General features: G+C 60.2%; 17 protein-coding genes and 1 pseudogene. 6 read left to right on the forward strand and 12 right to left on the reverse strand.

The window, feature by feature from the left end:
- The coding region (locus AC1D11_RS00005; protein WP_477651413.1) for a HAMP domain-containing protein at positions 1 to 1,037 on the reverse strand (1,037 nt) is incomplete at its 3' end.
- Positions 1,038 to 1,236: 199 nt separating this feature from the next.
- Here AC1D11_RS00005 and AC1D11_RS00010 point away from each other — a divergent pair.
- Both AC1D11_RS00010 and AC1D11_RS00015 read left to right on the forward strand, forming a co-directional pair.
- The gene (locus AC1D11_RS00010; RefSeq protein ID WP_477649376.1) at positions 1,237 to 2,055 is read left to right on the forward strand and encodes a hypothetical protein; all 819 of its coding nucleotides are present in this window, start codon (positions 1,237 to 1,239) and stop codon (positions 2,053 to 2,055) included.
- 249 nt (positions 2,056 to 2,304) lie between these two features.
- On the forward strand, positions 2,305 to 3,075 hold the full coding sequence (locus AC1D11_RS00015) for a hypothetical protein (RefSeq protein WP_477649377.1): 771 nt from the start codon (positions 2,305 to 2,307) through the stop codon (positions 3,073 to 3,075).
- Positions 3,076 to 3,113: 38 nt separating this feature from the next.
- Here the strand turns inward: AC1D11_RS00015 and AC1D11_RS00020 are convergent, their stop codons facing one another.
- Together AC1D11_RS00020 and AC1D11_RS00025 are read right to left on the reverse strand one after the other, a co-directional pair.
- On the reverse strand, positions 3,114 to 3,299 hold the full coding sequence (locus AC1D11_RS00020; RefSeq protein WP_477649378.1) for a hypothetical protein: 186 nt from the start codon (positions 3,297 to 3,299) through the stop codon (positions 3,114 to 3,116).
- Between the two features lie 389 nt (positions 3,300 to 3,688).
- The gene (locus tag AC1D11_RS00025; protein WP_477650921.1) at positions 3,689 to 4,099 is read right to left on the reverse strand and encodes a response regulator transcription factor; all 411 of its coding nucleotides are present in this window, start codon (positions 4,097 to 4,099) and stop codon (positions 3,689 to 3,691) included.
- 54 nt (positions 4,100 to 4,153) lie between these two features.
- Here AC1D11_RS00025 and AC1D11_RS00030 point away from each other — a divergent pair, with 54 nt between their 5' ends.
- Together AC1D11_RS00030 and katE are read left to right on the forward strand one after the other, a co-directional pair.
- Positions 4,154 to 4,711: a hypothetical protein gene (locus tag AC1D11_RS00030; RefSeq protein WP_477650920.1), complete on the forward strand. Its 558-nt coding sequence runs from the start codon at positions 4,154 to 4,156 to the stop codon at positions 4,709 to 4,711.
- A 104-nt stretch (positions 4,712 to 4,815) separates the two neighbouring features.
- Positions 4,816 to 6,990 (forward strand): catalase HPII, encoded by a 2,175-nt coding sequence (gene katE / locus AC1D11_RS00035; RefSeq protein ID WP_477651414.1) that lies wholly within the window; start codon positions 4,816 to 4,818, stop codon positions 6,988 to 6,990.
- A 15-nt stretch (positions 6,991 to 7,005) separates the two neighbouring features.
- On the opposite strand, the gene AC1D11_RS00040 is transcribed toward katE, so the two are convergent.
- The 3 genes and pseudogenes from AC1D11_RS00040 to AC1D11_RS00050 all read right to left on the reverse strand — a co-directional run bounded on the left by AC1D11_RS00040 (position 7,006) and on the right by AC1D11_RS00050 (position 12,177).
- Complete coding sequence (locus AC1D11_RS00040) at positions 7,006 to 9,576, reverse strand: penicillin acylase family protein (protein ID WP_477649408.1); 2,571 nt, start codon at positions 9,574 to 9,576, stop codon at positions 7,006 to 7,008.
- 99 nt (positions 9,577 to 9,675) lie between these two features.
- Positions 9,676 to 10,608, reverse strand: coding sequence for an FHA domain-containing protein (locus tag AC1D11_RS00045; RefSeq protein WP_477649382.1), 933 nt, complete (start codon positions 10,606 to 10,608; stop codon positions 9,676 to 9,678).
- Between the two features lie 141 nt (positions 10,609 to 10,749).
- Positions 10,750 to 12,177, reverse strand: a pseudogene (locus AC1D11_RS00050) (aldehyde dehydrogenase family protein).
- Between the two features lie 294 nt (positions 12,178 to 12,471).
- Between AC1D11_RS00050 and AC1D11_RS00055 the strand changes: the two are divergent.
- Positions 12,472 to 12,813, forward strand: a complete 342-nt coding sequence (locus tag AC1D11_RS00055) for a hypothetical protein (protein ID WP_457282784.1) — start codon at positions 12,472 to 12,474, stop codon at positions 12,811 to 12,813.
- A 158-nt stretch (positions 12,814 to 12,971) separates the two neighbouring features.
- Here the strand turns inward: AC1D11_RS00055 and AC1D11_RS00060 are convergent, their stop codons facing one another.
- On the reverse strand, positions 12,972 to 13,916 hold the full coding sequence (locus AC1D11_RS00060) for an LD-carboxypeptidase (protein WP_477650918.1): 945 nt from the start codon (positions 13,914 to 13,916) through the stop codon (positions 12,972 to 12,974).
- A gap of 77 nt (positions 13,917 to 13,993) precedes the next feature.
- On the opposite strand from AC1D11_RS00060, the gene AC1D11_RS00065 reads away from it, so the two are divergent.
- Entirely contained in the window at positions 13,994 to 14,602 is a 609-nt protein-coding gene (locus AC1D11_RS00065; RefSeq protein ID WP_477649384.1) for a trimeric intracellular cation channel family protein, read from the forward strand.
- On the opposite strand, the gene tadA is transcribed toward AC1D11_RS00065, so the two are convergent.
- The 5 genes from tadA to guaA all read right to left on the reverse strand — a co-directional run bounded on the left by tadA (position 14,586) and on the right by guaA (position 19,217).
- Complete coding sequence (tadA, locus tag AC1D11_RS00070) at positions 14,586 to 15,989, reverse strand: tRNA adenosine(34) deaminase TadA (RefSeq protein WP_477649385.1); 1,404 nt, start codon at positions 15,987 to 15,989, stop codon at positions 14,586 to 14,588. The genes AC1D11_RS00065 and tadA overlap by 17 nt on opposite strands.
- Before the next feature lie 64 nt (positions 15,990 to 16,053).
- Positions 16,054 to 16,281, reverse strand: a complete 228-nt coding sequence (locus AC1D11_RS00075; protein WP_477649386.1) for a hypothetical protein — start codon at positions 16,279 to 16,281, stop codon at positions 16,054 to 16,056.
- A gap of 1 nt (position 16,282) precedes the next feature.
- Positions 16,283 to 16,921, reverse strand: coding sequence for an FMN-binding negative transcriptional regulator (locus AC1D11_RS00080; protein ID WP_477649387.1), 639 nt, complete (start codon positions 16,919 to 16,921; stop codon positions 16,283 to 16,285).
- 80 nt (positions 16,922 to 17,001) lie between these two features.
- Positions 17,002 to 17,586, reverse strand: coding sequence for a 2'-5' RNA ligase family protein (locus tag AC1D11_RS00085; protein ID WP_477649388.1), 585 nt, complete (start codon positions 17,584 to 17,586; stop codon positions 17,002 to 17,004).
- An 11-nt stretch (positions 17,587 to 17,597) separates the two neighbouring features.
- Positions 17,598 to 19,217: a glutamine-hydrolyzing GMP synthase gene (gene guaA / locus AC1D11_RS00090; protein ID WP_477649389.1), complete on the reverse strand. Its 1,620-nt coding sequence runs from the start codon at positions 19,215 to 19,217 to the stop codon at positions 17,598 to 17,600.
- Between the last annotated feature and the right edge of the window lie 17 nt (positions 19,218 to 19,234).

Here is a 19,234-nt window from a genome sequence, read left to right on the forward strand (position 1 = left end):
GAGGCAAAGGACCGCAGCTGGTCCACCATGGTGTTGATGGTGTTCTTGAGCTCCAGAATCTCGCCCTTCACGTCCACCGTGATCTTCTTCGAAAGGTCACCGGCCGCCACAGCCGTCGTCACTTCGGCAATATTACGCACCTGCGCCGTCAGGTTGGAGCCCATGGAGTTGACCGAATCGGTCAAGTCCTTCCAGGTACCGGCCACGCCCTGCACGTCGGCCTGCCCGCCCAGCTTGCCCTCGGTGCCCACTTCTCGTGCCACCCGCGTCACTTCAGCTGAGAAGGTCCCCAGCTGCTCCACCATCTTGTTGATGATCATGGCCGTACGCAGGAACTCGCCTTCCAGCGCCTTGCCTTCTGCTTCGAGGGCCATGCTCTTGGACAGATCGCCCTGGGCGACGGCACCAATCACACGCGCCACCTCGCTGGTTGGATGAACCAGATCCGCTATCAGGGAATTGATGGATTCGGCAGAGTCGCGCCAGAAGCCGGACGCATCAGGCACGAATGCACGCTCTTTCAAGCGGCCTTCCTTTCCGACCACCCGGCTCAATCGCTCCAGTTCTCGCGCCATCCGGACATTCTCGGAAACGACATCGTTAAATGCATCTGCAACCTTGCCCGGTACACCCGTCCAGTCCTGCGGCAACGACGCATGCATATCGCCTTTTTTAAGGTCGGTCAACGCCGCAAGAATAATTTTTGCCTGGTCTGCTGCCGTATCGGCGTCATCAAGCACGGTGTTAACCGCGACAGCGTTTTCCAGCCAGAAGCCGGATAATTTTTCTTCCGGCAGACGGCGGCTCACTCGCGCTGCGGAGCGGGATTTGGTAGCAAGTCCCTTGCAGCGGCTCGTGGTCGCCGCCGTCATGGCCGACAGCTGATTGAATTCAGCGGCTATTTTCCCGTAGACGCCTTCCCATTCGGTCGGAAGTGTGACTGCGAGTTCGCCCCGCCGCAACGCGCTCAGGGATTTGAGAATGAACTTGAGTTCAGTGTCGCGCTCCACCACCGAAAGCTTGGCCAGTGCCTCCATATCATTCATCCTGTATTGAAGGTAACGTTTTGTAGAAACGGGTGCCGAGATTACTCGCGAACATTCAGAATGACAATAAAAGCCCACACTATTTACCTAGGGTTCAGCAATTTTCGGCATGCCAGTCACAGCCTGTTCAACTGTAGGTTTTGGCTTACACGATCCTCGATTCAAACGCTGTATATTTTGAAGTTACGCCTTGAAAATATCGCAGCAGGATGTGTTCAAAAATGGCGAAGCCCTGCAACCGACCTTGCAGTTTTATTGGAGAATTTCCAACGGCACCCGCACCATGAATGCTCAATTTCACAGCACATCAATCCAGGAGACGGCATCAGCAAGATGCGTGACGGAGGCCGCGCAATACGCACTCCTGCGGCGGCTTGCCCCCGTGATCCGCCACAATTTGGCGGGAACGCTGCAGCCGATTGCCATGGTTGCGGCCATGCTGGAAAGGCGACTGCAGAAAGCAGACACAGACCAGGAAACGTTGCTGCGAAATGCACGCGACATCATGGCGTTATCCAAAGAGGCGGCCGCATCCTGCGTTGATTTGATGGGCTGGCTTGCCCCGCGCGAAAACAAGTCCGTCAAAGTCGCAGAAGGCATTGCGGACTGCCTGGGCATGGTGGCAACCCAGCTCTCGTTCAAGGGCATTTCCATTGTCGACAACACCGGCCAGCCCGATGTTGAGCTGTCCCAGTCGGCGCTGCGTAATGTGTTAACAGCTGCGATCATTACCCTGACCGACACGGCCACCGGACCCAGGGCACTGCTCATGGAAACTGAATTCACCGAGGGCTTCGTTTCCGTTCAGGCTTCATTGGTTGAACAGAGTGCGTCCGCACCGGCGCGGGTGCCTGAGAAGTCGTCGTATCGGCAACTTGAATGGCATGACCTGGAAGCGTTGGCGCTGCGGGAAGCCGTGCGCCTGACCCGTACGGAAAATCGGATCGCGCTGCTATTTGAAGCATCCCAAACAACGCCAGACAGGCTGGCCGAAGCGGCACAAGCCTGACCACATCTTTTTGGGCTCCCATTCCCTCCCTTCCTCCCTCCCTCTTTCGGCGATAAATGTAGGACGATGGAGCGTATGGCCCAATTGCCTGTTTTCCACTGGCACACTGAGATCATGAGCAACGTCAAACCCCTCGTGGTCACCTGTTGCCTGGCATTGGGCACATACCTGCCGCCGGCTGCCGCGCAAACGCAGCAAGCCGCCGCTGTTTCCGCAGAACCCCACGCCGCTGCCCTGCTCGAAAAGCATGTGGCATTGGCCGGGCAGCTGGCGCAGAACGCTTACCACAGGCCGCTTTTTCTGGAGTCTGCAGAAGGCACCAACACGGTCAGTGGAAGTGCGTATGCTGTACTGAATTCCCCTTTCAATACGGTTAGCGCCGCTTTCAAAAGTCCTAATCGCTGGTGCGAAATGCTGATGCTCCATATCAACACCAAATATTGCCACGCCAGTTCTGATAGCAGCCCCAGCACCCTGAAAATGAATATCGGCAAAAAAACCGCACAGCAGCTGGAGGACTCATTCGCGTTGCAATTCAACTATCGACTGACCGCCAGTTCTTCGGACTATCTGGGCGCCCAACTCAATGCCGATAAAGGGCCGCTGGGGACCAGCAATTACCGGATCGAATTGCAGGCGGTTCCGCTACCTGGTGGAAAAACCTTCATTCATTTGGGTTACTCCTATGGCTACGGCATCACCAGCCGCCTGGCCATGCAGGGCTACCTTGCCACGGTGGGCAATGGAAAAGTGGGATTCACCCAAATACGGCAAGACCAGAGCATGACGCATGTAGGCGGGATGCGCGGCGCGGTAGAGCGCAACACCATGCGTTATTACCTGGCGATTGAAGCTTACCTCGCCGCTGTGGACAAACCAGCCGCGCAGCAACTTGAAGCGCGTATGCTGCATTGGTTTGATGCCACGGAGCAGTACGCGCGGCAGCTTCATGAGGTAGACAAGAACACTTATCTCACCATGAAAAGGGCTGAATACCAGCGGCAGCAGGCCGCCCTGTAAGCTATTGCGCTGAGTGCCCGCGCGGGCCGGAGATAGGTTTAAACCGCCTGCGGCGGCACATTGGTAGCCGGCTCGCGAATCGGTAGCGTCGGCTCCGGCGGTGGATCATTGACCTCAGGCGGCGCGCCAGGTGCGGGAGGAATAATCACCGGCGGCACCTCGGTGGGAACATGGATGCCCGGGGTGCCGGGACTGGGTTCTGGAACGGGAACATGAAGTTGCATTGGATGCTCCGGGGCCAGGAGTTATCTGATCCAGCGTGGCAAGTGCGGACCAGCGCGGCGACGCAGCTGTGATCGCAGCACGATCATGGCCAATGCGCCGGCGGCGGCGGCCATCAATGCCGAGCGGCACGGGTATTCCGCGACCTGGATTCGAAGAGAACTCGTGAGAAGGGCCCGCTTATCGTGGGCGCGGACTGGCTGTAGCCGGGTCGCCCGGGCGTCGGATGGAAAACCGCCTGCTCCATGGGTCTGCTCCGCCAATACGGCCTCTTCGGCGGACGGAAAAATATCTTCTGACAGCTTGCGTGGACCTGCACCGGAACGGTAAACAGCCCCATCCGTAGGCTGGCCTGTTAACACTGCGGATTCATTCATGCTGTTCCCCGGTTTCAGGCTCGCTGGAGCTCGGATTCGTCATTCGCAACCCGGTCCAGTTTTTGGCTTTGAGTCACGCAGTAAGCCAGCAGGCAGTCGATTTCAGTCGATTTATCAAATACCGCATCGACACCCAACTCTGCACAGCGCCTGCGCATTTCGGGTGTTGCATAGTTGCTGAACACCACTATTTTTTGAAGCGGCCGGCGCGCGCGGCAAGCCTGCAATACCCCGAGACCGCTTCCTTTCTTGAGAAAGAGGTCGACGATGGCCAAATCCCATTGCGCCTGGTTGCGCATCAACCACTCTGCCCCCTGCTCTTCAGTATCAGACGTTCCAACCGCTTCCACCGGAGCGAGTTCTTCCAGCGTACTGATCAGGTTTTCGCGGATGGTCGGGTTGTCCTCTACGACATAGGTCTTCATTTTTGGCAACGTCATCGGCGTATCCCCGTCTGCAACTGGGCATGGATGTCTTTCATGGCTGCAAATTTAAGCGAAGCGTCTTCCAGTTTGTGCCGGAAGGACGAGCATGCCTGTGTAGGAGAAAAGGCCAGCGCGCCGCCAAGCGCTGAAACCTGGCGTCCACATGAACATTTTGCACACGCCGAAACGGTAAGCCATGTCTTACGCCAGGAGAAGAAAGGCCTTACAGGGCGCACCGGCATCCGGCTACTGGATATGGATCTGTGGGCCAGTATGGTCTATGCACCAGACAACGACACCGGGACACAAACCGGTAGAGCGCAAACCAAACGGGGAATCACCATGAAACTGATGGGCGGACTTTTGGCAGGCATGGCAGCAGGGTTGCTCACCGCCTGGCGAATTCATGCAAGCCCCCGGGATATCGACCTCGTCCATGCATTTCTCACCGCCCTTGTCTGCGCAGCAAGCCTGTTTTTGTGTTCAATGCTGTTGCCCGATGGCCTTGCCGACGCACTTCAGGAACTCATGGGCTGGTGCCTGGCCGGCACCGTTGCCGCACTGGCACTGCTGGCCTGCGTGAAGGGGCTGGAAGGTTTGCTCGATACGTGACGGCTATATTGCGCCGGCCAAACCGCCGGCCCGCCTGCTACCAAACCAGGCGCTCCTTCCTTTCACCCGCCCCTGACGCCATCTTTTAAGAAGAAAGACTTTTCATGCCGCCATCCAAGCGCAACGCTATCAACCCTGGCCGAAATGCGGAAGGTGCAAAAGACAAAAAGTCGCAGCTTGAGGGATTTTCTGCCGGCCCTGCTGCTGCCCTGACCACCAACCAGGGCCTGCAGATTCCGGACAACCATAACTCGCTGAAGGCGGGCGGGCGTGGCCCTACCCTGCTGGAGGATTTCATCCTTCGCGAAAAAATCACCCATTTCGACCACGAACGCATTCCGGAACGCGCTGTCCATGCGCGAGGTTCCGCTGCACATGGGTACTTCAAACCCTACAAGTCGATGGTGCAATACACCAGCGCCGCCTTTCTCCAGGACCCGGACGTGGAAACGCCGGTATTTGTGCGGTTTTCTACCGTGGCCGGCTCCAGGGGCTCTGCAGATACCGTGCGTGACGTGCGCGGGTTTGCCGTGAAGTTTTACACCTCCGAGGGAAATTACGACCTTGTCGGCAACAACATTCCCGTTTTCTTTATCCAGGACGCCATCAAGTTCCCAGACCTGATCCATGCAGTCAAGCCCGAACCGCACCATGAAATGCCCCAGGCGGCCAGTGCCCACGACACCTTCTGGGATTTTGCTTCGCTGATGCCCGAAACCACACACATGCTGATGTGGGCCATGTCAGACCGCGCCATACCGCGCAGCCTCCGCATGATGGAGGGTTTCGGTGTCCATGCATTTCGTTTTATCAATGCCCGCGGCGATTCGCACTTTGTGAAGTTTCACTGGAAACCCAAGCTCGGGATTCACGGACTGGCATGGGATGAAGCCCAGAAGATTKCCGGCAAAGATGCTGACTTTCACCGGCGCGACCTGTGGGAGGCCATCGAAAGCGGCAATTTTCCCGAATGGGAACTGGGCGTTCAAATCGTGGACGAAGGCAAGGAGGACGAACTGGGGTTCGACATCCTCGACCCGACCAAACTGATTCCGGAGGAACAGGTGCCCGTGCAGATCATCGGCAAGATGGTGCTGAACCGTAATCCGGATAATTTCTTTGCTGAAACCGAGCAAGTGGCATTCCATCCCGGCCACCTGGTGCCGGGCATCGATTTTTCCAATGACCCGCTGCTGCAGGGCCGCCTTTTTTCCTATACGGACACGCAGCTGTCACGCCTGGGCGGCGCCAATTTTCACGAAATTCCGATCAACCGCGCCGTCTGCCCGATGCACAACTTCCAGCGGGACGGCATGCACCGCCAGGCGATCAGCAAGGGGCGCGTAGCGTATGAGCCCAATACGCTGGGCAATGGGACAGAGTTCAGGGTTGATGGTGGAGCGCACGGCTTCCAGTCGTACCCCGAACAGGTAGAGCCACCCAAAATCAGGCGCCGCAGCCCTTCGTTCGATGACCATTTCTCCCAGGCGGCACTGTTCTGGAACAGCCAGAGCGCGGTGGAAAAAGACCATATCGTTGCGGCATTCCGGTTTGAGCTCTCCAAAGTGGAGGTCCCTGAAATCCGCCAGCGCATGGTAGACAACCTGGCTCATGTGGACCTGAAACTGGCCGCCCGTGTTGCAACGCCGCTGGGCATCAATCCGCCGGATCCCAAGGCGGCATCCGGCAGGCTGGGTTTCCGGGACTACCGAATCACCAGCAAGATCGAGGAAGACCCGGCTTTGCGCATGGTTGGCCGTACCGGCGGCAGCGTCAAAACGCGCAAAGTTGCCATCCTGGTCGCGGACGGTGTCGAGGCCGCAGCGCTCAAGCGCATCCAGCAAGACCTCCTGGACGCCGGTGCGCTGTGCAAACTCGTCGCGCCGCACCTGGGCACGGTTAGCACCTCGTCCGGCCGGCAGCTTGCGGTGGACCATACCTTCACGAATATGCCCTCCGTGATGTTCGACGCAGTGCTGATCCCCGGGGGAGGCGACAGCATAGGCACCCTGGCCGCCATGGGCGAAGCCGTGCACTTCGTGCTGGAGGCCTACAAGCATTGCAAAACGATTTGTGCCATTAACGATGGCGCCCAACTTTTAAGCACACTGGGTTTCAGCCTGGGCAAAGACCCGGAGCTGATCCACGTGCCGACGCCAGGAGTCCTGATAGCCGATGCACGCAAAGTGACTGAGGGGCAGGTTTCCCAAGACTTCATGGCAGCCATTGCCCTGCATCGCCACTGGGACCGGTTGAATGTCGACGCCATCCCGGCGTGAGACTTCAAAGGCCTTTCAGGGACTCAGCGTGAGCCGGTGCACGTAGGTTGACGGGTTCATCTGCAACGGCCGGTATTGCACTGCGGCCCAGCGGTCCTTCATGTCGCGATAGCGCCCGGAAAACACCAGGCCGCTTTGCCCCGTCTGGTAAATGAAGCGTGAGTTCTCCAGGTCCGCGAGGTCATACACGGCCCGCAAGGAAGCGGCCTGCCGGTTGGCAAAAGGCGCCGCGTCCCCGGTCGCCCAGTATTGCCCCACGTTGACGGTAAAGGCGTCCCCACCGGTAGGAACGCGGACATCGAAGAATTGCGCGAGCCAGGGAACGTTGCCGAATGGTTTGTGAGCTGACAGCGCGAAGTGCGCCCTGCCCCAACTCCAGGCTTCTACGTCGTTCCCATAGGCTGCCTGGAGGCGATCCAGCGCCCGGTTCAACGCAGCAACAGACTGCGCCGCACAACCAGCAGTGCCGCACCATTCTGTGTCGTTACGCTCGAGAATGTCTTCCAGCGTGCTCCTGAAATGGCGCTTGCCGTACAGGGCCTTGAACGCGGGCTCACCCAGTTTTGCACCGATGATGCCCCGTGTGAGCTCGTCTGCCCAGGCGGCAAACACCAGCGGCGCCACGCGGTCGGCATCCATGGTCCCGTCAAATCCTGCCATCTTGCGGCGTACCGCTTCCGCCAGCGGATGGCCGGGAGACCGCGACAGCGTTTCCTGCAGGAAAGGCAGGAGCCGCACCGTGGCCGGCGAGAACTGGTCACCCTGTATTTTTTGCATGGACTCCATGGTGTGCCTGGGTGTGGCAGCCAGCAATTGTTCGATGCGGTTGTAGCGGTAAGGCACGGTCCAGTCCTGCCCCATGAAGAAGGGGTACGCGGGTGGCGTAATGCGCTGGTTCGCCGTAGACCACCAGCCCTTGGCATCAATCACCGGATTGGCGGCCTCGGGCGTCTGCGCATAAGGCACCCAGCCTGCCCAGTCGTATCGCGCCTCCCACCCGGGTGACGGCGCGGTCCCGAGGATGTCGTTATCGGGTTTTCGCAGCGGCACCTTGCCGACCGCCTTGAAACCGGTCTGGCCGAAGACATCCGCCGTCACGACGTTTTGCATGGGCGAGTGATAGGCCGAAAATGCCGCCAGCAATTCCTGGGCAGACTGTGCCCGGTTGGCGCGCAGGCCTGCCAGCACGGTCTGGTTGTCGGCGTCCAATGCGCTCCAGCGCAGCGCAATCACATATTTGCGGATGTCGAGCAGGTCGGCATGCGACTTCTGGACATCGCTGAGAACGGGGCCGTGGCGGCTTTCCCGCACATTGAGCACCACGTCAGGCTGGCCTTTCACTTTGATCGTCTCGCTGCGAACCTTGAAGTCCTCCCAGGCCATGTCAGCGTTTGCGCCGCCCGCATGGGGTATGCGGTACTGCTGTGCATTGGCGGGGTTGATCTGCTCCAGGTACAAATCCTGCACATCCGGGGCCGTGTTGGTGAAGCCCCAGGCGACCTTTCCGGTATGCCCCATCACCACAAAGGGCAAGCCGGGCAATGTCGCGCCGATCACGTCCAGCGCCGGCGCGCTACCGCCGTTGGCTGTCTTGCCTTCGGGGGCCTGCAGCCGCGCGAAATACCAGACAGCCGGCGCCGACAGTCCCAGGTGCGGGTCGTTGGCGAGTAGCGGCTTGCCGCTGCCGGTGTGGGAGCCGGCCACCACCCAATTGTTGGAGCCTTTGCCCTCTACGTCACCGAGTGCCAAGGCCCAATCATTGATGCTCGAAGCCAGGGATGCGACGTCCAGCGGTTGATTTTCAGCCTCAAATAGCCTTCTAGACCTTGACTGACGGGCGCTGGCAGCTATCTTTTTAGTAGCATCCGGAAGGTCGGGCCGGTAAACGCCCAGGCCCGCATACAGTTTGGCAAAGTCCACTTTCGAGGCAGGCTGTTCGCCTGGGTAAGGCGGAAACAACTGCTGGAGCTCTGCGGGCTTCAGCAGCCGGGCCGCCGACAGGCGCGCGAACTCGGTGCCCCAGTTGCCGCCCAGGTCCAGCGCCATCATCAGCGACCATGCGACGCTGTCGGTGGGAGACCAGGCTTTGCCCGAAAGGCCTCCGGGTTTGACGCCCACGATATGGAACTCGGGAGACAGCGCCTGCGAAGAGCCCTGATAAAAAGCATTGATGCCGTCGCTGTAGGCCTGCATCGCATCGCGCCCCTCGGCCGGAAGGTTCTGCCATTGGCGCTCGGCGGCCTGCACAACACCCAGGGTGCGCAGCAACTTGTCGGTTTCAAGTGTGGCCGGGCCAAACACCTCGGACAGCTCACCGTGCATGACCCGCCGGTTGAACTCCAGTTGCCATCCACGCTCCTGGGCATGGACATAACCAAGGGCAAACCAGGCGTCGTGGGGCGACTGGGCCTTGATGTGGGTGACATCCGCGGTGTCGCGGGCAACCGATACGGAGCCACGCAAGCCCGCGGCCTGGAGTTCACCGTCGAGTGCCGGGAAGGTCCGGTAAATATAGAAACCCGCCGCAGTGGCGGCAATCAGCAGCAATACCAGCAGCGCAGCAGAAATGCGTTTGAACCAGACCATCATGTTCCATCGGGTGATACGGATAGCGCAGCCAGATGCCCATGGCAATGAGCCGTTGGCATGCCAGGCAGAACCGGGTCGGCCCCTGCCGGCACGACGCTATTTTGTTTGAAGATGGACTTTGCCGTCGGCAAACTTGAAACTGACGGTAGGCACAGTGAAGTCTTCAAAGGGGGCGCCCAGCGCAATCTCACCCTCTTGCAGCAACACACATTCCTGCCGGCGCAATGCCACCACAGCGGCGCTGTCGGAAAATCGCACCCAGGTGCCGTAACTGCTGACATCTTCAAGGTAAAACTTGCCGGCACGCCATTCAATCCTGGCGTGCCTGCGGGACACGCGGGGGTCTTGAACCACAAATTGCGCGTCCTGGTCTCGGCCGAGGAAAATCGGCAGATCACCTGATGCGAACTCGGTATTGATGTCCAGCCAGCACAACTCGATCGACGCCAGAGCCAGGGGCTGCGGGGCCGAGTGCGCCGTCAGGCTGGAAGGTACGGTAAATGATTCGGTCATGACCTCTGCCTGCCATTCGATACGGTGGACCAGGCAAGCTTCGGTGCGGCCGCGAATATCCATGGCGCCAAGATTTCGGGAGCGTACGAGTGTGTCGGCCGGCAGCTTTTCGATGACGGCTTCGGTCGCGAGTATCTGGTCCGGGCCCGACAGGTCACTTAACCGGGAGGCCACATTGACGGCGTCGCCGAAGCAGTCACCGTCCTGCTCGACAATTTCTCCGCGCGCAACACCCAGCTGCAACCGCATCTTGAGGTGCTCGGGCCAGTTCCGGATACGGTCGCGGTGAACCCGCTGCAGCTCGGTTACGGCGTCAACGGCGTCTGCGTTGTCTGGAAACACCACCAGCACACCGTCGCCCAGGTATTTCACAACGTGGCCGCGATAGGCCACACTGACCTTGCCTATCCACTGCGTCAAACGTGTGATGGCCTGAGTTGCCTTGGCATTGCCCAGCGATTCAAAAACCCCGGTGCTTCCGGTGAGATCGGCAAAAACGACGGTAACTTCTGCCATAGGGTCTATGTAACTGCTTGTAGCTATCTTGCGTAATTAAAACATAAGCATGATTACGACAAGAAGAAATTGCGCGCCGGCACCCGCACATGTAACTAAATGTTTTAACCCCCGTCAATCGGCAGGGTTGAGCCAGGCAGCTCAGGCCGCGGCGGCTTTTAGCTGGATGGCCTTGAATTCCAGAAATTCTTCAAAACCATAAACGCCGTTTTCGCGGCCATTACCCGATTGTTTGTAGCCACCAAACGGCGCCTGACCGTTGAAAGGTCCGCCATTGATATCCACCTGCCCGGTGCGCAGGCGGCGTGCCACTTTCATGGCCCGTTCGTCTGTGCCGCCCCACACCGCCCCGCCAAGACCATAAATGGTGCTATTGGCGATTGCCACGGCCTCGTCCTCATCCTTGTAGGAAATAACGACCAGGACCGGGCCGAAGATTTCTTCCTGTGCCAGTGTGTCTGTCGCCTTGATACCCAGGATGGTGGGTTGGACAAAATAGCCCTGCGCGAAATCAGGCGCCTCAGCACCGCCGGCAATCACATCCGCACCTTCTTCAATGCCGGTTCGGATAAACCCGAGGACGCGGTCACGCTGGGCTGCACTGACCAGCGGTCCGAGTTTGCTGGTTTCCACCAGGCTGGGGCCAATACTGAATTTCGCGACAGCTGCCTGTGCGAGCGCCTTGGCTTCCTCTTAGCGCCCGGCCGGCACCAGCATGCGGGTGTGCGCCGAACAGGTCTGGCCGCTGTTGAGCATGCAGGCCGATACAGTGCCTTTGACCGCAGCTTCGAAATTGGCATCTTCCAGGATGACACTGGCCGACTTCCCGCCGAGCTCGAGCGCTACCCGCTTGACCGACTGGCTGGCCAGTTCGCTCACACGTTTGCCTGCCCGGGTAGAGCCGGTAAAGCTCAGCATGTCGACTTCGGGATGCGTTGCCAGCACCTCGCCCACCACGGGGCCAACACCGTTGACCAGGTTGAACACGCCGGGCGGCAGGCCGGCCTCGTGAATGATTTCAGCCAGGATCATGGCGTTGACCGGGGCGATTTCGCTGGGCTTGAGCACCACGGTACAACCTGCCGCCATGGCGGGGGCGATCTTGAGCGTGATCTGGCTGAGCGGGAAATTCCAGGGAGTGATGCACCCCACGACGCCGATCGGCTCGCGTACCACGAGCGAGTTGCCGACCTGCTTTTCCCATTCGAACTGGCGGGCCACCCTGGCAAAGTTTCCCCAGTGCCATGCGGGCCCTCCTACCTGGACGGCCCGGGCCATCTTCAGGGGCATGCCCACCTCGCGCGCAATGGCCACGGCCAGGTCTTCGGTGCGGGCCTTGATGCCGGCAGCCACTTTATCCAGGTAAGCAGCGCGCGTCTCGACGGGCAACGCTGACCATCCGTCAAACGCAGCACGGGCCGCCAATACCGCAGCCTCTGCTTCCCCGACGGTACCGGATGGCACGGTTGCCATCACCTCTTCGGTGCTGGAATCATGGACAGGAAGGGTCTCCGAAGACTGGGCTTTGATCCATTGGCCGTTGATGTAATGCGCGGGATATGCGGTCATTGTGTTGTTCATGTCGGGTCTGGCTGGGGCTGCAAAATGGGACGAATGGTGGAAGGGTGACTTTTGTCTACAGCTGAAACTTAATGTAAGTCTAAAGATTTAAACACTGTTCAATACCAGAATCAACTTGACATCTAGTTACTAACTCCTTGATTCATTTGTTGTTTTGCGTTAACCATTTCACACAAAACGTCTTGCAAATGAACCGCCGCAGTCTTAATCTAACAGAACAAACCGTTCCTCGGGAACGTGAACAAATACCCTACGGATGCCCGGTAGAAAGTTGTGAGACACATGCGCTGGTTAAAACCGAATCTGAAAAGCAGTTTCATGGCTTTGCTGGGCACTGGTGAAGTCACTGCTTCCGTTCTGGAAGACCGCACCGAAGAAATCCGCCAATTCATCCTGGATGAGCTTGGCGAGTTTGGTGAAAAGCACTACCCCAAGATCACGCGCCGCGTGCGCTACGCCCAAGACGTTCAAGGCCTGTGGTACACCCGCGGCGACATCATGGCGGTGCTTGCTGCCATGCATGGAGAAACAGTTGCCCGCGAAAAAGTCAGCCGTATCAGCGACAAATTCAAGGGCATGCTGCCGCGCGGCCTCAGTTCCCGGTCCAGCCCCCTGACAACCTGACCTTCCAGCTTTTAGTTTTTTCGCTTTTTCCGCCTGTTTTTTTCCGTTTTCTTCCTGGCCTCCAAGGCTATTTTTAAACCAGCTTCGTGCTGGTTTTTTTTTGCCCTGAACGCCGCCGCCGGCAACGAAGCTCAGCCGGGCCGGCGTTTTAACGCCAGTTAGTGCTGGTGGCCCCAGAGCAGGAAGGCATCCCGGTCTTCTACCACCAAGGTGGTTTTGCAGCCCACAGGCAGCAGGACCTTGGTTGGCACGTGCCCGAACGGCAGGCCGGTCAACACGCGTGCCTTCACCTGACCCTGAAGCCAGGCAATGACGGTATCCAGCTTGAAGCCCTTGTCGTTCGGCGCCAGCTTGTAGTTGGTGAACTGGCCGAAAATGATTGCCTTCTGCTGCGCCAGAATGCCGGCTTGCAACAGTTGCGTGAGCATGCGCTCCACCCGATAAGGGTGTTCGCCGACATCCTCGACAAACAGGATGCCGCCTTTGACAGCCGGCAGATAAGGCGTTCCCACCAGCGCAGACAGGATGGCCAGGTTGCCACCCCAGAATACCGCGTCTTTAATGGTGAATCCGGCCCCAGCCTTTTGACCACGAGCGGAAGCAGCTATTAAATTCATAGCAGATTTGGGCAACTGCCAGCCGGTGCCTTCACCCTGCCCCGTGATCAGGTCGTCAAAGCAGGCTTCCATGATGTCGTCAGGTGCTTCCGCCCCAAAGTCGTCCAGCGAGGGGCCCGCCCAGGTCATCGCGCCGGTTTTGGCCAGCAAGGCCATCTGGAAGGCCGTGAAGTCGCTCAGGCCGACAAAGCGGGTGCCTCCGGCGGCAGCCTTGGCGACCGCCTTGTAGTTGATCTTCGGCAGGATCCGGGTGAGGCCGTAGCCGCCGCGGGAGATCAGGGCGATGTCGGCCCCGCTGGCTGCCGCACGGTGAATGGCGGCAAGCCGGGTTTCGTCGTCGCCGGCAAAACGCTGATGCTGCGCCAGCGCATCGGCATCGATTTCAACTTCATGTCCCTGGGACTCGAGGCGCTTCACGCCACGCTTGAAAGCTGCTTTGTCGCGCACCGCGCTGGAAGGAGAATAGATGTAGATATGTTTTTTCACGGATGCAAGTATCCCATCCCGCGAAGGACTTCGCCCCTTCCCTGCCGCGGATCGCAGCAGGTATAAACGAGTCAACCATGGTCCTTTACCTGCTTGACCTCTTCGGCGTTGCCGTGTTTTCAGTGAGTGGCGCACTGGCGGCGGGACGCCTGCAGCTTGATTTGCTGGGTGTGCTGGTCCTGGCCTCGCTGACGGCCATCGGCGGAGGCACCCTGCGGGACTTGCTGATGAACCGGCACCCGGTGTTCTGGATGGCCAACCCCACCTACCTGCTGGTGATCTGCGCGGCGGCACTGGGCACAGTGCTTTATGTGCAGCTCCTGCCGATTCCTGCGCAGGCCCTGCTGGTGGCCGATGCCTTCGGCCTGGCCCTGTTTGCCCTTTCAGGTGCGCAGCTGGCCGAGGCGGCACGGCTGTCGCCCATCATCGTGGTGTTGATGGGCACCATGACCGGCGTGGCCGGCGGCGTGATGCGCGACATCTGCAGCAACCAGATCCCCCTGCTGCTGCGCCAGGACATTTATGCCAGCGCGGCGATTGCCGGAATTGTGCTGTACCTGGCTCTGAAGACGCTGGGCCTGAGACCCTCCTGGGCGTTCGGCATCGGGCTGGTGGCCGTGGCGGCGCTGCGGCTGAGCGCCATTTTCCTGGGCTGGCATTTGCCGGTCTTCAAGCTGGCGGGCTGAAAAACCGCACTGCTTGCTGCGCAATCGGCTCACCGTGCTCTTGCACAAAGTGGCCGGCCTGCGGCAGCATCACGGGCTCGCGGCAACCGCGGATCAGGGCTTGCAGTTCCTTCATGACGGACGGGCCCAGCACCGGGTCCTGCGCACCCACCACCATCAATGTCCGGCCGGTCCAGTCGTTGTGCCAGAAGGCGCGCGCCTGGCGTGAAATGGCCGCGCCGTCAGCATCAGATGCATCCGGCACCATGGGCGGGAACGCGCGCAGCGCGCCGCGATGCCCTTTGTCCGGAAACGGCACGTTGTAGGCCGCGCACTCCGCGGGGCTCATCTGCGGATTGCCACGCGCAAAAAGGCGCGCCACATCAAACTCGGGGTTCCTGGCGCACATCTCGCGCCAGGCCACAAAGCCTGCAGGCAAGGGAGCATCCCCGGTGCCCAGCATGGTGTTCATGACCAGCAGGCCTTTGTAGCGATGCTGCGCAGCCATCGGCAGTGTCAGGCCCAGCAAGCCGCCCCAATCCTGCACCACCAGCACTACGTTCTGCAGATCCAGTTTTTCTACCAGCTCGAGCAGTATCTGGCGATGGGCGGTGAAGCTGTGAAAGCTGTCCTTCTTGGGCTTGTCGCTTTTGCCAAACCCGACCATGTCCGGGGCAACAACGCGGTGCCCGGCCTGCAGCAGCGGCGGGATCATCTTGCGATAAAGATAGCTCCAGGCCGGGTTACCGTGCAGGCACAGAAAGGTCAGACCGCCTCCTCCAGCTTTGTTTTCACCCTCACCCTCGTCAAGGTAATGCATGCGCAGTCCCTGCAGTGCCGGCAGGTCGCTCACATAACGAGGTGGCCACGGATAGCCCGGCAGGGCATCAAACGCGGCGTCGGGCGTGCGCAATGCATCGTCGCGCAGCGGATGGGCCAGCCGCGATGCCTCCCGCTGCTCATCCCTGCGCCGGCGAAAGAACTCCTGCAGCAGTGCGCTGCATTCCGCAGCCAGCACCCCACCCTGCAGTTGGGTCTGGTGGTTCAGCCGGGACTCGGCAAACAGGTCGATGACCGAGCCGGCGGCGCCGGTCTTCGGGTCGGTCGCGCCAAACACCACGCGTTTGAGGCGGGCATGCAGCATGGCGCCGCTGCACATGGCGCAAGGCTCCAGCGTCACAAACAGTTCGCAATCGTCCAGCCGGTAGTTACCCAGCGCCTGAGCCGCCGCACGCAACGCCACGATCTCGGCATGTGCCGTCGGGTCGTGCCCGTCTACCGGGGCGTTACGCCCCGTGGCAATTACCTCGCCACCCCGCACCACCACTGCGCCCACAGGCACTTCACCCAACGCGGCTGCCTGACGGGCCTGCGCAAGCGCCTGCTGCATGAAGGTGATGTCATTCATTTGCTATTATTTTAATAGCTGCTTGCGCTCGTCTTGAAAGGGCTACAGCCTTTTTCTTCTTGAATTATTTTTCGTCCTGCGACGGCCGGGGCTGCTGCATCAGGCTTTCCACGGACTGTTTGACCTGCTCCTGCACTTGCCGGCTTTGTTCTTGCGGCGTGGCGCCGCCAGAGACTGCGGGCACGCCAGCCGCCGGTGGGCTGGCCAGCTGGCTGCCCAACTGCTTCTTGACCAGGAACCCCACGATGGCCAATACGACCAACAGGCTCACGATGCTGAACATGGCGCGCATTTCAAGCCTCCGTTGATGTTTTGCCTGGGCCGGCCATGCCCAGGCGGGCCATCCAGTTGGCCAGACCGCGCTCGTTTTCGTTTCCGGCGGCGTACATGGCCTTCATCGCCGCGTGGGACTCGGGCCTGTGCTGGTTGATCTTGACCTTGCACTGAAGATCGGTCACCTGCAATTCAAAAGCCACAATGCCGGCCAGCATCTTGTGGGCAAACTCTTCGCCCAGGCCACGCCATTGCTCGGCGTAAGGTGGCTCATGGTCGCCAATCAGCTTTTTAAGCAGGCGGTCTTTTGCCAGGGAATCTTCGATCAGCGTGGCCTGCACGGTGCAATGCACGGCCAGGTAGTTCCAGGTCGGCACCCGCGCCAGGTCTGGGTAGACCTTGGGCGACAGGTAGGCATGAGGCCCCAGAAAGGTGGCCACGGCCTGCGGTCGTGCCTGCAGGTAGCGCCAGTGCGCATTGGGCTTGGCCACATGGCCCAGCAGCACCAGCTGATCGCCGCGATCTTCCAGATGCAGCGGCAGGTGCGTGACATACGGCAGACCGGCGTCGTCGACGCTGATCAGGCTGGCAAAGGGGTGTTCCTGGATCAGCGCCGCAGCCTTTGCGCGGTCGCCTTTGAATTGGGGCGGCATGTACATGGCCTGAAGCATAGGCCAAAAACTGGATTTGGCGGCGGCTTGACCAGTCGGAAATTTCCCTGGAATCCGTTACCGCGGGCTCAGGGGCGCAATGGCCAGCGGGCCAGTGGAACGTGCAGCGTCTGGCCGATCAGGCTGCGCACAAGGACAAACTCGCCGGCCGTCCAGGTGATGGGCTCAACCGCTTGTTCGGTCACCGCGCGGTCGTCGTAAAGCAAGGTGACGTGGGGCGTGTAGGCCGGTTTCGCCCAGCGCCCCAGCCCGGCCTTGGTCATCTCAATGCCCAGCGCCCGCTGGAACGCCATCAAGTCGGCAAGGCCGGCGTCACCGCGCAGGACAAAAGGTCGGTTGCGCGGAGAACTGGAGAAACTCGCGGTACGGTCAAAGGTGACGGAAAACGGTACCGCCTTGACCGCTGCGGCGGCTTGGCTCGCCATCTCGATGACGCCTTGGGGCAAGCCGGCGTAATCACCCAGGTGATGCAGCGTGATGTGAAAGCGCCCGGTTTTCAGCGGCGTGCCGTGAAGGCCGTGCTCTGTGCGCAATTGCCGAGCACACAGCGCAATACGCTCGGCGGTCTCAGCATCAGGAAAGAGCGCGAAAAACAGTCTGTCCGTCGGCGCCGGCGTGTCATCAAAGCCGGGTAAGGAGGATTGCCCGGGCACGGGTCAGTTCCTCATTCCCACTCAATCGTGGCCGGCGGCTTGCTGCTGACGTCGTAGGTCACGCGGTTGATGCCGCGCACTTCGTTGATGATGCGGCCCGACACCTTCTTGAGCAACGCGTAGGGCAACTCCGCCCAATCGGCGGTCATGAAGTCGCTGGTCTGCACGGCACGCAAGGCCACCACGTAGTCGTAAGTGCGGCCGTCGCCCATCACGCCCACGCTTTTGACCGGCAGGAAGACGGTGAAAGCCTGGCTGGTGAGGTCGTACCAGGTTTTCCCGGTCTCGGCGTCTTTGAAGTTGCGCAGCTCTTCGATGAAGATCGCGTCGGCGCGGCGCAGGAGGTCGGCGTATTCCTTCTTGACTTCGCCCAGGATACGCACACCCAGGCCGGGGCCGGGAAACGGATGGCGATACACCATGTCGTGCGGCAAGCCGAGTGCGACGCCCAGTTCGCGGACTTCGTCCTTGAACAGCTCGCGCAAAGGCTCCAGCAGCTTCAGGCCCAGTTGCTCAGGCAAGCCGCCGACGTTGTGGTGGCTCTTGATGGTGACGGCTTTTTTGCTTTTGGCGCCGCCGGATTCGATCACGTCGGGGTAAATCGTGCCCTGGGCCAGCCATTTGGCGCCCTTGTGGCCGCCGGTGCCGGCCTTAAGCCGGGCCGCTTCGGCCTTGAACACCTCGACGAACTCGCGGCCGATGATCTTGCGCTTGGCTTCGGGCTCGCTGACGCCTGCCAGATGGCCGAGGAACTGGTCGCTGGCATCGACGCGGATCACGTTGGCATGCAGCTTGCCGACAAACATCTCCATGACCATGTCGCCTTCGTTGAGGCGAAGCAGGCCGTGGTCGACGAACACACAGGTCAGCTGGTCGCCGATGGCGCGGTGGATCAGCGCCGCAGCCACTGAAGAGTCAACACCACCGGACAGACCCAGGATGACTTCCTCGTCACCCACCTGCACGCGGATTTTCTCGACGGCTTCGCTGATGTAGTCACCCATGACCCAGTCCTGGCGGGTGCCGCAAATATCGAGCACGAAGCGCTTGAGGATGGCGTTGCCCTGCTTGGTGTGCGTGACTTCGGGATGGAACTGCACTGCGTAAAAACGGCGGTCTTCATCGGCCATGCCGGCGATGGGGCAAGAGTCGGTGGAGGCCATAAGCTTGAAGCCCGGCGGCATTTCGGTGACCTTGTCGCCGTGGCTCATCCAGACGTCGAGCATGCCCTGGCCTTCGGGCGTGGTGTAGTCGGCGATGTCCTTGAGCAAGGCAGTGTGGCCTCGGGCCCGCACGTCGGCAGAGCCAAACTCGCGTTTGTGGCCGCCTTCAACCTTGCCGCCGAGCTGGTGCGCCATGGCCTGCATACCGTAGCAGATGCCCAGCACCGGCAAGCCCAGTTCAAACACCGCTTGCGGCGCCTTGTCGGTGGTTTCTTCGTAAATGCTGGCGTGGCTGCCGGACAGGATGATGCCCTTGAGCGTGCCGTCTTTGGCGTATTCGCGGACCCAGTCGTCGCTGACATCACAGGGATGAACTTCGCAAAACACGTGGGCATCGCGCACGCGGCGGGCGATCAGCTGGGTAACCTGGGAGCCGAAATCGAGAATGAGTATTTTCTGGTGCTGCATGAGGGTGTTACTCCAAG

The sequence above is a fragment of the Polaromonas sp. P1_E11 genome, from assembly GCF_056405995.1.